This window comes from Staphylococcus schleiferi, assembly GCF_025558325.1.
GTDB lineage: Bacteria > Bacillota > Bacilli > Staphylococcales > Staphylococcaceae > Staphylococcus > Staphylococcus schleiferi.
The window spans coordinates 2,052,009-2,066,892 of sequence record NZ_CP094712.1 but is presented as its reverse complement, the minus strand read 5'-3'; the positions used below and the strand labels follow the sequence as shown (position 1 = coordinate 2,066,892).

At 36.4% G+C, this 14,884-nt stretch carries 14 protein-coding genes; 12 read left to right on the top strand and 2 right to left on the bottom strand.

Features of this window, described 5'->3' with window-relative positions:
* Nucleotides 1–14: 14 nt before the first annotated feature.
* The 7 genes from MUA40_RS09770 (at nt 15) to MUA40_RS09740 (ending at nt 7,476) form a co-directional block, all read left to right on the top strand.
* A complete protein-coding gene (locus MUA40_RS09770; protein ID WP_016424529.1) occupies nt 15–1,454 on the top strand; it encodes a tetratricopeptide repeat protein in 1,440 nt (479 codons plus the stop codon).
* Between the two features lie 63 nt (nt 1,455–1,517).
* Nucleotides 1,518–2,456, top strand: a complete 939-nt coding sequence (gene trxB / locus MUA40_RS09765; protein ID WP_050345948.1) for a thioredoxin-disulfide reductase — start codon at nt 1,518–1,520, stop codon at nt 2,454–2,456.
* 376 nt (nt 2,457–2,832) lie between these two features.
* Nucleotides 2,833–3,741 carry an RNase adapter RapZ gene (rapZ, locus tag MUA40_RS09760; protein ID WP_016424531.1) on the top strand — a complete coding sequence of 303 codons (909 nt, stop codon included), beginning with the start codon at nt 2,833–2,835 and terminating at the stop codon, nt 3,739–3,741.
* Nucleotide 3,742: 1 nt separating this feature from the next.
* Nucleotides 3,743–4,738 carry a gluconeogenesis factor YvcK family protein gene (locus MUA40_RS09755; RefSeq protein ID WP_016424532.1) on the top strand — a complete coding sequence of 332 codons (996 nt, stop codon included), beginning with the start codon at nt 3,743–3,745 and terminating at the stop codon, nt 4,736–4,738.
* Between the two features lie 46 nt (nt 4,739–4,784).
* On the top strand, nt 4,785–5,729 hold the full coding sequence (gene whiA, locus MUA40_RS09750; RefSeq protein ID WP_016424533.1) for a DNA-binding protein WhiA: 945 nt from the start codon (nt 4,785–4,787) through the stop codon (nt 5,727–5,729).
* Between the two features lie 513 nt (nt 5,730–6,242).
* Complete coding sequence (gene clpP, locus MUA40_RS09745) at nt 6,243–6,824, top strand: ATP-dependent Clp endopeptidase proteolytic subunit ClpP (protein ID WP_016424534.1); 582 nt, start codon at nt 6,243–6,245, stop codon at nt 6,822–6,824.
* 163 nt (nt 6,825–6,987) lie between these two features.
* A complete protein-coding gene (locus MUA40_RS09740; RefSeq protein WP_016424535.1) occupies nt 6,988–7,476 on the top strand; it encodes a GNAT family N-acetyltransferase in 489 nt (162 codons plus the stop codon).
* Nucleotides 7,477–7,624: 148 nt separating this feature from the next.
* On the opposite strand, the gene MUA40_RS09735 is transcribed toward MUA40_RS09740, so the two are convergent.
* Nucleotides 7,625–8,527 (bottom strand): TIGR01777 family oxidoreductase, encoded by a 903-nt coding sequence (locus tag MUA40_RS09735; protein ID WP_016424536.1) that lies wholly within the window; start codon nt 8,525–8,527, stop codon nt 7,625–7,627.
* Nucleotides 8,528–9,193: 666 nt separating this feature from the next.
* Here MUA40_RS09735 and MUA40_RS09730 point away from each other — a divergent pair.
* Nucleotides 9,194–9,877 carry a prolipoprotein diacylglyceryl transferase gene (locus tag MUA40_RS09730; protein ID WP_016424537.1) on the top strand — a complete coding sequence of 228 codons (684 nt, stop codon included), beginning with the start codon at nt 9,194–9,196 and terminating at the stop codon, nt 9,875–9,877.
* Nucleotides 9,878–10,112: 235 nt separating this feature from the next.
* Here MUA40_RS09730 and MUA40_RS09725 read toward each other — a convergent pair whose 3' ends face one another.
* Complete coding sequence (locus MUA40_RS09725) at nt 10,113–10,334, bottom strand: hypothetical protein (protein ID WP_016424538.1); 222 nt, start codon at nt 10,332–10,334, stop codon at nt 10,113–10,115.
* Between the two features lie 311 nt (nt 10,335–10,645).
* On the opposite strand from MUA40_RS09725, the gene MUA40_RS09720 reads away from it, so the two are divergent.
* From MUA40_RS09720 to tpiA, 4 genes are all read left to right on the top strand, one after another.
* Nucleotides 10,646–11,659 carry a sugar-binding transcriptional regulator gene (locus MUA40_RS09720; RefSeq protein WP_371665245.1) on the top strand — a complete coding sequence of 338 codons (1,014 nt, stop codon included), beginning with the start codon at nt 10,646–10,648 and terminating at the stop codon, nt 11,657–11,659.
* 76 nt (nt 11,660–11,735) lie between these two features.
* Nucleotides 11,736–12,743: a type I glyceraldehyde-3-phosphate dehydrogenase gene (gap, locus tag MUA40_RS09715; protein ID WP_126496223.1), complete on the top strand. Its 1,008-nt coding sequence runs from the start codon at nt 11,736–11,738 to the stop codon at nt 12,741–12,743.
* A gap of 132 nt (nt 12,744–12,875) precedes the next feature.
* The gene (locus MUA40_RS09710) at nt 12,876–14,066 is read left to right on the top strand and encodes a phosphoglycerate kinase (protein WP_016424541.1); all 1,191 of its coding nucleotides are present in this window, start codon (nt 12,876–12,878) and stop codon (nt 14,064–14,066) included.
* A 54-nt stretch (nt 14,067–14,120) separates the two neighbouring features.
* A complete protein-coding gene (tpiA, locus tag MUA40_RS09705; RefSeq protein WP_050331581.1) occupies nt 14,121–14,882 on the top strand; it encodes a triose-phosphate isomerase in 762 nt (253 codons plus the stop codon).
* The last annotated feature ends 2 nt before the right edge of the window (nt 14,883–14,884 follow it).

Sequence of the window (14,884 nt, the reverse complement as noted above, 5' to 3'; positions counted from 1 at the left end):
AAAGAGAGGTGGCAATGATGACACAAAAGAATAATATTATACAGTTGTGGTCTGATGTCTCTGTTTATGAACGTTTGGCACAACAGAAAATGCAACAGCAAGATTATGTGAAAGCACAGCGCTATTTAGAAAAAGTGTTAGAATTGTCACCCGATCATTTTGAGGCGAAGCAACAACTTGCGACTTGCTTAATCAAATTAAATGCACCAAGCAAGGCAGAAGCCATTTATTACGAAGAAATCAGTAAAGGCTCTGAACTCGAGGCCTCTTATTATGAACTTAGTCAATTAAACATTGATTTAAATGAACCGAATAAAGCTTATTTATTTGGTTTGAGCTACGCGTTTATCGCGGAAGATGAAGACTACCGCGAAGAACTTGAGAGTATGTTTGAAGTTTCTTTTACTGGCGAAAATGAACTTGAATTAGAAAGCCAATTGTTTGTAACACAAGTCGTTTTTCAATATTTGTTTGGGCAAGGGCGCTTGTTAGATGCCAGAGCGTACTTACTACGACAAGATGAAGTCATTCAAGAAAATCGCCTCATTCGAAATTTACTTGCCATGTGCTATCTCTATTTAAACGAGAACACGATTGCAAAAGAAATGTTTGAACGGCTTTTGAAAGAAGACGCTTCAGATGTCCATGCTTTATGTCACTATACTTTATTGTTGTATAATATGAATGAACAAACACTGTTTAATCACTACCTCAAACTACTCAATAAAGTCGTCCCAATTAACGATGAAGAATCTTTTAAATTGGGAATCGTGTTAAGTTATTTAAAGCAATATCAAGCATCACAATATTTACTCTTACCCCTCCACCGAAGAGGAAAATTTCAAACTTTCCAGCTTTTTCATGCACTTTCATATAATTATTATTACCTGGGTCATATTGAACAAAGTGAATATTTTTGGCAAGCATTGACACAATTTCTTAAAGCGAATCCTGGTTTTCCACCTTGGGTCGTGGATGAAAGTAGACAGTACTTTAACCGTCATATTGAACCACTATTAACCAGTGAGGATCAGCATGAACGTCTTTATGGGCTCTTTTTATTGAATCAATTAAATGGTAAAGAGGTTTTAATGACGAAAGATGTATGGGATATATTAGAAACACTAGGCGATTATGAGAAACTCTATCTTTCCTATTTAATACAAAACCTACAGCTCACAAAGTTACATTTTATACACAAAGGAATGGAAAAGCTTTATCACCTCCCTAAAACTAAAGGTGATGATGCATTATTTTTAAGTTGGATTAATTATGCAGATAGTTTATCGGTGGAAAAAATAGATGTTGATGAAGTAAACGCATATGTTGCGGCAGTTACCTATTTGTATTTTAATGCTGGTGCACAATCATTAAATCGACAAGAGCTCATTGAACTATTTGACGTGTGTCCAGAAATGTTTGAAATTGCGCTCAATTGGTTGTTGAGCATATAAGTTTGAGTCTCGTATTTAAATGTTGTAAAATTTTTATGATGAAATTAAGAGGAGGAACGAATCATGTCAGAACAAGTAAGATATGATGTTGCAATCATCGGTGCAGGCCCAGCAGGTATGACAGCTGCGGTTTATGCTTCACGTGCGAATTTAAAAACAGTTATGATTGAACGCGGTGTGCCAGGTGGACAAATGGCGAACACTGAAGAAGTTGAAAATTTCCCAGGTTTTGAAATGATTTCAGGACCGGATTTATCAAATAAAATGTTCGATCACTCTAAAAAATTTGGTGCCGAATACAAATATGGTGATATTAAAGGCATCGAAGATAAAGGCGATTACAAAGTTATCGATCTCGGCACAAGCGAAATCGAGGCAACTGCTGTGATTATTGCAACAGGTGCAGAATACAAAAAAATTGGTGTACCTGGAGAAGAACAACTTGGTGGCCGTGGTGTGAGTTACTGTGCTGTATGTGACGGCGCCTTCTTTAAAAATAAAAATGTCTACGTTGTAGGTGGAGGAGACTCTGCTGTTGAAGAAGGAACTTATCTAACAAAATTTGCAGATAAAGTGACTATTGTTCACCGTAGAGATCAATTAAGAGCACAAAAAATATTACAAGATCGTGCGTTCAAAAACGAAAAAATTGATTTTATTTGGAACCATACACTTAAATCAGTTAACGAAAAAGATGGTAAAGTAGGTTCATTGACGTTAGTTTCAACAGTTGATGGCACTGAACAAACAGTGGATGCGGATGGCTTATTTGTCTATATCGGCATGAAACCTCTTACACAACCGTTTGAAAACTTAGGCATTACAAATGAAGCAGGCTATATTGTCGCAAATCCAGACATGAGCACAGCTGTTAAAGGGATTTATGTAGCTGGAGATGTTCGTGAAAAAGGATTACGTCAAATCGTAACAGCAACAAGTGATGGTAGTATCGCAGCAGAAAGTGTTCAAGCGTATATCGAAAGCTTGCACGATGAAGCTTAATCACGATTTTAAGTAATCGTTTTATAAGATTGAAGTTAATCTGTTCGAATACGCTATATTTTGCGTGTTCATATATTAAATAAACGACACCCTATACAGGTGGGACAATGGAATCTAACGTAACAACGAGTTTCCAAGTCCCACTCTTTTTATTTATCATTGTTTTTTATGCTTATGAAAATAGTGCTTTGTTATGACAAGATGATCAGAAAATGAGTGCTAGCCGAGTTGTTAAAGTATATTGGTAGAGACTATCATTGTTACATCATCATCAATACATACGGTTATGAAAAGTGTTAAATTTTAGCTTTCTGTCTATGACTTTGAAGGATTTTCATGTACACTAAAAGAGAATCTTAAGGGATGGTGGTCAACAATGCAACATGAAGAAAACAATGAAATCGTTAAAAGTGAATTACTCGTCATTACAGGACTTTCAGGCGCTGGAAAATCTGTCGTTATTCAGAGTTTAGAAGATTTAGGCTATTTTTGTGTCGATAATCTTCCACCTATTTTATTGCCTAAGTTTGTAGAATTAATGGAGCAAGGCAACCCTTCGTTACAAAAAGTAGCGATTGGTATCGACCTAAGAGGACGAGAATTTTTTAAATACTTAGTGCGTGAAATAGATGCTGTGCAAAGTAGAAAAAATGTAATCGTAGATGTACTGTTTGTAGATGCTGAAACGGAAAAATTAATTTCTCGTTATAAAGAAACACGCCGTAAGCATCCGCTTCAAGAGCAGGGCGATTTAACTCTAGTTGCAGCGATAAATGAAGAACGTAATTTACTTGCCGAAGTGAGAAGTTTGGCCAATTATACTTTAGATACTACAAAGTTAACACCGAAAGCATTAAGAAAAAGAGTATACGAGAATTTTAATAAAGAGAATAAATCAACATTTACAATCAATGTGACAAGTTTCGGTTTCAAGCATGGTATTCAAATAGATGCAGATTTGGTTTTTGATGTACGCTTCTTACCGAATCCTTTTTATGTAGAGGAGCTCCGTCCGTTGACAGGTATGGACGAAGAAGTATATAAATACGTGATGAAATGGAAAGAGACGAATACATTTTATGAAAAATTATTGGATCTCTTATTATTCATGATTCCTGGATATAAAAAAGAAGGGAAATCACAACTTGTTATTGCAATTGGTTGTACAGGAGGACAACACCGTTCTGTCGCATTAGCACAACGATTAGCTGAGGAACTTAAGCAGACGTATGATTATAACATATATGTTCATCATCGTGATGCACATATAGAAAGTGGCGAATAAAATGAAACAACTCAAATTAGTGCTGATTGGCGGAGGGACAGGCTTATCTGTTTTGGCAAGGGGTCTCAAATCCTTCCCAATAGATATTACAGCGATTGTAACAGTCGCAGATGACGGCGGAAGTACAGGCAAAATCAGAAGCGAAATGGATATACCAGCACCGGGTGATGTAAGGAACGTACTGGTTGCATTGAGTGATGTCGAGCCGCTGTTAGAACAGCTGTTCCAATATCGATTCGAAAAGGATATCATTAGCGGCCATTCTGTTGGCAACTTATTGATTGCCGCATTAACCAATATTACGAATGATTTTGGCCATGCGGTAAAAGAGCTCAGTAAAATCTTGAATATCAAAGGACGCGTCATACCGTCTACAAATTCAAGTGTCGCGCTTAACGCAGAGATGGAAGATGGAGAAATCGTAACGGGTGAATCTAATATTCCTCGAAAACATAAAAAAATTAAACGTGTCTTTTTAGAGCCGGCTGATGTGAAACCGATGGATGAAGCTGTTGCAGCACTAAGAGAAGCAGACTTAATCGTTTTAGGGCCTGGTTCTCTTTATACGAGTGTGATTTCTAACCTTTGTGTCAATGGCATTGCCGAAGCTATTGTCGAAAGTGATGCTAAAAAATTATATGTTTCAAACATAATGACCCAGCCTGGAGAGACAGATGAATATACAGTTACAGATCATATTCGTGCCATTCATCAACAACTGGGTGCAAATGTCATTGATTTTGTGATTGCGAATCAATTACCATTCTCACAAGAAATACTTCAAAAGTATGAAGACAAAGGTGCTAAACCTGTTTATTGTGATGAAGAGGTATTAAAGGAACAAGGTGTTCAACTTGTAACAGGAGAGCATCTCGCTGAAATTACAGAGCACGAATACGTGAGACATCGAACAGAAATATTGGCAGAGATGATTTATGAAATTGCATTACAAGAAATTAGTACAATTCAATTTGACCCTGATCAATTCAAATCATAACTTTAGCCATATTGATTCTTGATAAATAGAAAGGAAACGATTCATTATGAGCTTTGCATCAGAAATGAAAAATGAGCTGACAAGGATTGAAGTTGATAAAGATAACGCTAAGGCAGAGCTCAGTGCTTTAATTCGTATGAACGGGGCCTTAAGCCTATCGCATCAACAGTTTGTCATTAATATTCAAACTGAAAATGCCACAACTGCAAGACGTATCTATACACTAATAAAACTTGTTTTTCAGGTTGAAGTCGAAATATTAGTACGTAAAAAGATGAAATTAAAGAAAAATAACATTTATATATGTCGAATAAAAATGAAAGCAAAAGAGATTTTAGACGAGTTAGGAATACTTAAAAATGGAATGTTTAGCCATGATATCGATCCAACTATGGTTAAAGATGACGAAATGAGAAGAAGTTATTTACGCGGCGCATTTCTCGCAGGAGGTTCAGTTAATAACCCAGAAACTTCATCATATCATCTAGAAATATTTTCTCTGTATGAGGGTCACTCTGAAGGACTTACGCAATTGATGAATACATACGAGCTCAATGCGAAAAGTTTGGAGCGTAAAAAAGGTTGGATTACGTATCTTAAAGAAGCGGAACGTATAGCAGAATTTTTAAGTTTAATCGGTGGTTACCAAGCATTGCTCAAATTTGAAGACGTTAGAATAGTCAGAGACATGCGAAACTCTGTAAATCGACTGGTAAATTGTGAGACAGCGAATTTAAATAAAACGGTCAGTGCAGCTATGAAGCAAGTTGAAAGTATTCAACTGATAGATGAAGAAATTGGGATAGATAATTTGCCGGATCGACTGAGAGAAGTGGCAAAATTAAGAATTGAACATCAAGATGTCTCATTGAAAGAATTAGGTGAAATGGTCAGTACGGGAACCATTTCGAAATCGGGCATCAATCATCGTTTAAGAAAGTTAAACGAAATGGCGGATAAAATCAGAAGCGGAGAACGATTTGAAGTGTAAAAAGTAGGCAATTAATCAGTCTGGATAACCTGTTTTTTATGTTATATTTCAATGCTATTTGATAGTGCATTTCGTAAAGTATGCGCGATATGGGCTTAGACATCAATTCAAAAAAATGGTGCTCAGAGACTTTTACTAGAAAATCGTCTGAGCGCTTTCTTTGTATAATAAAACTTCGTAAGAAATGACATCGTTTTAAATCACTGAAGTTCAATATAATATGGTATATGATTAACGAGTAAAATAAAAAGAACCCCATCGTTAGGGGGCCTTGATTTTAAAAAGTAAGATAGCCCCCTCGAGAGGAATCGAACCTCTATTGTAAGAACCGGAATCTTAAGTGTTATCCATTACACTACGAGGGGTAAATTGAAACGTACACTCATCATTTTACCTTCATGCATTGTAGGGGTCAACTCTTAAAATAGTGAAAGTTAAAAGCGTAATTTTTGACCATGTTTGACTTTTAGGTTAGAATAAAATCAAATCAAAGAAATTAGGAGGAAATAATCTATGAATTTAATTCCTACAGTAATTGAAACGACAAATCGCGGGGAACGTGCATATGACATTTATTCACGTTTATTAAAAGACCGTATTATTATGTTAGGGTCTGCTATTGACGATAATGTAGCAAACTCAATCGTATCACAACTTTTATTTTTACAAGCACAAGATGCAGAAAAAGATATTTACCTCTATATCAACTCTCCTGGTGGTAGTGTAACAGCTGGATTTGCGATTTATGATACAATCCAACATATCAAACCAGATGTACAAACAATTTGTATTGGTATGGCTGCTTCAATGGGCTCATTCTTACTTGCAGCAGGAGCTAAAGGAAAACGTTACGCGTTACCTAATGCTGAAGTGATGATTCACCAACCACTTGGTGGGGCGCAAGGTCAAGCAACTGAAATCGAAATTGCTGCGAACCACATTTTAAAAACACGCGCAAAATTAAATAAAATCTTAGCTGAACGTACAGGCCAAGATATTGAAAAAATCGAGAAAGACACTGATCGTGATAACTTCTTAACTGCTGAAGAAGCTAAAGCTTATGGCTTAATTGATGAAGTAATGCAACCAGAATAATAGAGAAGTTTCTGTTATTTATAAGATGATGAACCTATCTCATCTTAATATGTAATGAGTGGAGCAATGAAATCTGAAAGCGTATTTTAGATTTATGCGCCACTCTTTTTTAATGAAAAAATAAATAGGCTTTATTTAAATGAGGGAAAAGGGGAGAAAAGACGTGATAAGACAGGCACAAGTGAATGATCTGACTCAAATTCAAGAAATCTACAATCATGCGATTAAGCATACGACTGCTGTCTATACATATGAAACAGTAACATTAGAAGAACGTGAAAAATGGTTTCAAACGAAACAACAATTACAACAACCTGTATTTGTATACGAACGGAATGGGGAGGTCTTAGGCTTTGCTACGTATGGTCAATTTAGAAATTGGCCCGCTTACCAATTTACGATCGAACATTCTTTATACGTCAGTCCTAATGCGAGAAGACAAGGCATTGCTTCTCAATTATTAGAAATATTAATTCAAGATGCCCGTGAAAAACAGTTTCAAACGATGGTGGCAGGTATTGATGATCAAAACATACAAAGTAAACTGTTACATGAAAAATTTGGATTTCGACATATGGGAACGTTAGAGAAAGTTGGATATAAATTTGAACAATGGCTTAATCTTGCGTTTTATCAGATACAATTAAAATAAAGTGTCTTTATGTGCGCGATTTAATTAGCGATAACATTAAAAATCAGAACTGACATGTATGGTGTTTCAACGTGTCAATTCTGATTGATTATATCACTAGAAATGATATCATCGGAGCACTTTTAGCATTCAACACGGGTCAGTTCACTTAATGGCTATAGATGTCATTAAGTGCAAGTGAAAGCGTTGGATAATTAAATGTAAAGTGGAGCTGATTGAGTTTTTGAGGGACGATGAATTGTGTATCAAGTACCAATGTTGACATTTTCCCTAGAACTAGTCGCATAAGTGTAGCTGGCATCCATGTGTAGTGGGGGCGATGCAACGTATTTCCAAGTATTTTCCCAAACTGATTTTGCGTTTCAGGCGCAGGTGCAGCAAGGTTGTACACACCGGAAGCTGTTTTATGATCAATCAAGAATAGAATTGCGCGTTTTAAATCTTCAAGATGAATCCATGAATACCATTGATGACCACTACCGATACGCCCTCCTACAAAGAAACGATAAGGTTTTTCGATCATAGGCAGAGCGCCACCATTTTGAGAGAGGATGAGGCCAAATCGGCCTAAAATCACACGTGTACCTAGTGATTCAAATAGTGAAGCCTGCTTTTCCCATTGATAAACGATTTCGGATAAAAGATCATGTGGTGTTGTACGAAAGTCTTCCGTATACGTTGCAGTATGAGATGGTGGATAATATCCCATCGCACTTGCGTTGAAAAGCACACTCGGCTTTTGCTTGCGTGTTTTAAATAAGTCATATAGTGCGCGCGTGGATTGTATTCGGCTTGTCATCATAAGTTGTTGATGCGTCTTTGTCCATCTTTTATTTAACGTCGCGCCTGCTAAGTTAATAACGATATCAATGTCGGGGACTTTTTGTTCCCAACCCGTTTGATTCCAATTTATATATTGAATACGCGAAGATTTTGAACTTCGATCGCTACGTGTAAGGATGTAAATCATTGAATCAGGTCGTTGTGAAATGTCTTCAACTAGTGCTGTACCAACCATACCTGTGCCACCAGTTATTAAATAATTCGTCACTTAAACCACTCCTTTTGACTTGTTCATATTATTGTCATAGAACAGACATTAACTTTTCACTTTAAATGCATTAAAGTGTGTTTATTAATTCACAAAGTGCGTTATAATAGAAGTACCTTCGATAATTAATACATCTCTTAATTAAATTCAGTATACCCCATAATATATACGACGAAGGTAATTTTTGACTCCCTTTAGTTGAGGCCTGAATGATGCAGCATTCAGACCTCTTTTTATTATCTTCGTTTATGTTTAGATGATTAATGGTGTAATAGTTAATCATTTCCTCATTATGATTATTTTTAAACTTCACCTTGAAAGTAGTATCAGCAGATGACGCATGGAAGTTTTTTAGATTCAATAGCAATTTGGACTTAATATGCCCCATTTCGTTACAATAGTAATGAATCATAGTTTTGGGTAGTGTTGTTTCATAAAAGGTGAGTGAGATGGATCATGGTTTTGATTTAGGAGATTTCGATAATTGGTGCCTTGTCGTTTTGAGTGATATGATTTATATTGAATGTTATTAATTTAAAAGTCACATAGTCGTCAACTTTCTAATATTGTATAATTGTAATATCACAAGGCAGACAAGACGTAAGTTTAAAAATAAATATAGCTTAAACTAAATAGATTGAGATCTTAATAAAGAGAGGGAAAATCATGTCAGCACCAAAAAGAAGTGGACAAGGACCAAAATATGCTGAAAACGGGAAAAAGAAAAAACGAGGTTTAGCGATTATCAGTATTATTGTCGTATTATTATTGCTAGCAGGATTAGTGTTTGCAATCTTTTCATTCGTCGATCAATCACACCGAAGTAGTGAGCGATTAAAAGAGAAGTCTATTGAGGAACAAAAAGAAAAGCGTGATGCTGAAATTAAAAAAGAAAAAGAGAAAAAAGCGCAAGAAAAGAGAGAAAAAGAAAAAAGTATTGAAAAAGAACAAGCGGAGCAAGAAAGATCTTTAGAAGCGGCGCGTCAACAATCGATTGAAGCGGAACGTCAAGCAGAGTTACAAAACCAACGTAATCAGCAGCAAAAACCTAAATCAACAGAGCCGAAAACAGAAAAACCTAAGAAAGAAGAGCCGAAGACTGAGGAACCTAAAAAAGAACCGAAGACGAATGAAAAACCAGATAGTTCAGAACCAAAATCGTCGGAACCGAAGACGAATGAACCATCTTCAAACGAACCTAAAACGCCACCATCTTCAACACAGGAGCCTAAAAAGGAACCTTCAACACAACAACCTAATGGTCATTCTCAACAACGACCTCAACAAAATCAAAACCAAAACCAAGGCCAAAATCAAAAACCGTCAGAAGATAAAAGTAATCAACATTAAAATGGCTTAAGAAATACACTTTGAAACGCAAAGTAAACGAAGAACGGAAGATTTTGAACCGTATCGTGTTGCGCGGTTACTATATGAATAAGATAAAGAAAAGGCATAGTCAACTCAACGCATAAAGCGTGTGGCTATGCTTTTTATTTTGCAACTTTATTATTTCTAATCACTTGATATGGATGTTGACTAGAAGTATAAAATGCGCATTTCGACTTATTTCTTCTTGTTCATATTAAAAAAGTAAATTGAGTAATAATGTTAAAAGTATTGATAAAAAAATGGAAAATAAACAACCTGGCAAGCAGCCTACAGGCGTACACCCATAGTAACGCGTATAGGTATAATTTCCACCTTCATATCTATTTTCGTTTAAACCGCGTTGTATATCTTCGGGGCGACGATAGCGTGGATCTGAAGGGTCTATAACCTCGGGCTGTTCGGAATCTCTTGACATAGAATCACCTCTTTATGTAAATATATGAAATAACTTAACGTCTTGCAATAAAATAGATAATGATGTTTAAAAATGGTGTAACGTGCTATAAATGAAATGGAAGTCATATGAGATTATTGTTGGTCGTTATTCGTCCAACCTTTTATTGAATTGGGATGGTTTATGACTTGCATTTTATCTTTTTCAGTAGTATGATGGGTTTGTAAACAACAAGATATATTTTTTTACAGTGCTTGGGACTATAAATGTCAAAGCGTGGCTCAAAGTTGACCATCTAATTGACTATTAAGGGGGCATTTACCTTGGAACGTATGATTCAAGTGCAACAAAAAATTGTGCCTGACTTGATAGACAAAATGTATCGAAGGTTCTCTATTTTAGCAACGATTCAGAAATATCAACCTGTAGGACGACGAACTTTGAGTGAGATGTTGAATTTGACAGAACGTGTTTTACGTTCAGAAACAGATTTACTTAAACATCAAGAGTTAATTTCTGTCAAACCCACAGGTATGGCGTTGACAGTAGAAGGTAAGGATGTAGTCACACAGTTGAATGCTTATTTCAATCATTATTCTGATTATCATCGCCTTGCTCAAACGATTAAAGGTCAATACGATATCAATGAAGTTCATGTCATTCCGGGGAACAGCGATACAGATTCTGCTGTAAAGGTAGAACTTGGTCGAATTGCTGGGCAACTGCTTGAAAAGCAATTGTACGATCGTGCAATTGTTTCAGTAACGGGTGGTTCAACTATGGCATCAGTTAGTGATGCGATGTCGAAACTTCCCTTCCATGTTTTGTTTGTTCCAGCACGCGGTGGCTTAGGTCAAAATGTTGTTTTTCAAGCCAACACAATTTGTTCTAGAATGGCACAGAGAACCGGGGGCGACTACACTACACTATACGTCCCTGAGCAAGTGAGTGAGTTGACTTATCAAAATTTGATGCAAGAACCTTCTGTTATCCAGACATTGGATAAAATTAGAGAGTCTCAATTCACTATTCATGGTATTGGTGATGCGCTGAAAATGGCGAAACGAAGACAATCGCCATTAGAAGTCATCGAAAAGCTTCAACATCATCATGCTGTCGGTGAATCGTTAGGATACTATTTTGATCAACAAGGTAACATCATTCACAAGGTTAAAACGATTGGAATTCAGTTAGAAGAAGCTCAATCAAAAGCACACATTTTTGCTGTAGCGGGTGGTGCGTCGAAAGGTCTTGCAATTAAGGCATACCTTAAAATCGCTTCTCCCAATACTGTTTTAATTACAGATGAAGCTGCGGCAAAAGTCATTACGAGTGAAACAATTTAGTTATAATAAAAAGTGCGTGATTTGTTTAATTTTGAATTGATCCACTTTTTAAATATCATTAAAGGAGGCCATTAACATGGCAGTAAAAGTAGCAATTAACGGATTTGGTAGAATAGGTCGTTTAGCATTTAGAAGAATTCAAGATGTAGAAAACATTGAGGTCGTAGCTGTAAACGATTTAACAGATGACGATATGCTTGCACATTTATTGAAATATGACACAATGCAAGGACGTTTTACTGAAGAAGTGGAAGTAATTGATGGTGGTTTCCGTGTGAATGGTAAAGAAGTGAAATCATTCTCTGAACCAGAACCTGCTAAATTACCTTGGGGTGACCTTGGTGTAGACGTAGTATTAGAATGTACTGGTTTCTTCACAGATAAAGAAAAAGCTGAAGCACACATTCAAGCAGGCGCTAAAAAAGTATTAATCTCAGCACCGGCTAAAGGTGATCTTAAAACAATCGTATATAATGTTAACCACGACGATTTAGATGGTTCTGAAACAGTTGTTTCAGGTGCATCATGTACTACAAACTCATTAGCACCTGTTGCAAAAACTTTACACGACGAATTCGGTATTGTTGAAGGTTTAATGACTACAATTCACGCATATACTGGTGACCAAAATACACAAGATGCACCTCACAGAAAAGGTGACAAACGTCGTGCGCGTGCTGCTGCTGAAAACATTATCCCTAACTCTACAGGTGCAGCAAAAGCAATCGGTTTAGTTATTCCAGAAATTGCCGGTAAATTAGACGGTGGTGCACAACGTGTTCCAGTTGCAACTGGTTCATTAACAGAATTAACAGTTGTTTTAGATAAAGAAGTGACTGTTGAAGAAGTAAACAAAGTAATGAAAGCAGCAACTAACGAATCATTCGGTTACACTGAAGACGAAATTGTTTCTTCAGACGTTGTAGGTATGACTTACGGTGCATTATTCGATGCAACTCAAACTCGTGTAATGACTGTTGGCGACCGTCAATTAGTTAAAGTTGCTTCTTGGTACGACAACGAAATGTCATATACTGCTCAACTTGTTCGTACTTTAGAACATTTAGCAAGCCACGCTAAATAAAATAGATTAAAATAGGATTGTAAGTACGACTATATGTGCTTCGAACTATTTTGTAGCTTGTAGTAAGCGGAGGAGCACAAACGCTTCTCCGCTTATTTTAAAATTCATGACTTTTTATGAGGAGGATTCTCGATGGCAAAAAAGGATGTAACAGATGTTGAGTTAAAAGGTAAAGTTGTACTTGTGCGTGCAGATTTCAATGTTCCAATGAAAGACGGCGAAATTACGAACGACAACCGAATTGTTCAGGCATTACCAACATTAAAATATATCATTGAACAAGGTGGGAAAGTTGTTGTTTTCTCACATTTAGGTAAAGTCAAAGAAGAAAGTGATAAAGAGAAACTCTCATTAGCACCGGTTGCGAAACGTTTATCAGAAAAACTAAACAAAGAGGTTCAGTTTATTCCAGAAACACGTGGAGAAAAATTAGAATCTGCCATTAAAGCATTAAACGAAGGCGAAGTTTTAATGTTTGAAAACACACGTTTTGAAGATGTAGATGGTAAAAAAGAATCTAAAAATGATCCTGAACTTGGTAAATACTGGGCATCTTTAGGTGACATTTTCGTCAACGATGCTTTCGGTACAGCACACCGTGAACACGCTTCTAACGTAGGAATCTCAACACACCTTGAAGCTGTTGCAGGTTTCTTAATGGAAAAAGAAATCAAATTCATTGGTGGCGTTGTTGAAAATCCTGAAAAACCTGTTGTTGCGATTTTAGGTGGCGCTAAAGTATCTGATAAAATTGGCGTCATTGAAAACTTATTAAAAATAGCAGATAAAGTGTTAATCGGTGGCGGAATGGCGTACACTTTCTTAAAAGCACAAGGTAAAGAAATCGGTCTTTCACTACTTGAAGCAGATAAAATTGATTTTGCCAAAGATTTATTAGACCGTGCAGGGGACCAAATCGTATTACCAATTGACGGTAAAGTGGCAAAAGAATTTTCTAACGATGCACAAATTACAACTGTATCTATCGATGAAATCCCTACTGATCAAGAAGCAATGGACATCGGACCAAAAACTGTTGAGTTATTCAAAAAACAACTTGAAGGTGCACATACAGTTGTATGGAACGGCCCAATGGGTGTTTTTGAATTTAGTAACTTTGCTAAAGGTACAATTGGTGTATGTGAAGCGATTGCAGAACTTAAAGATGCAACAACAATAATTGGTGGTGGCGATTCAGCTGCTGCAGCTATGCAACTTGGTTTTGAAGAAGACTTTACACACATTTCAACTGGTGGCGGTGCGTCATTAGAATATTTAGAAGGTAAAGAATTACCTGGTATTAAAGCAATTGCGAATAAATAATTTTAAAGCGTGAATATAGAAAGCAAACTAAGAATTAAGAGGGAGTGTTCTGAAGTGAGAAAACCTATTATCGCTGGAAACTGGAAGATGAATAAAACAGTTCAGGAAGCTAAAAATTTTGTAAAAGAGCTACCAGCATTACCAGATACAAATGAAGTTGAGGCAGTGATTTGTGCACCAACAATTCAATTAGATGCATTGATTTCTTTAACAAAAGAAAATGTTGCACCGGGTCTTAAAATTGGTGCGCAAAATACTTATTTTGAAGAAAATGGTGCTTTCACAGGTGAAACATCTCCTGTTGCTTTAGAAGATCTAGGTGTAAGTTATGTCGTTATTGGTCACTCTGAACGACGTGAGTTATTCCATGAAACAGATGAAGATGTCAATAAAAAAGCGCATGCTGTATTTAATCACAACATGACACCTATTATTTGTGTAGGCGAAACAGACGAAGAACGTGAAAACGGTAAAGCAAATGAAGTTGTAGAAGCACAAGTAGAAAAAGCTTTAAAAGGTTTATCAGATGAACAAATTAAAAATGTAGTCATTGCATATGAACCAATTTGGGCAATTGGTACAGGCAAATCGTCTACTGCTAAAGATGCGAATGAAATGTGTGCAGCTGTTCGTCAAACCATTGCAAAATTAACAAGTGATGAAGTTGCACAATCAGCACGTATTCAATATGGCGGTAGTGTAAAACCAAATAACATTAAAGAATATATGTCTGAATCAGATATCGACGGTGCACTTGTAGGTGGCGCATCATTGAAAGTTGATGACTATGTTCAATTGTTAGAAGGTGCGAAATAATT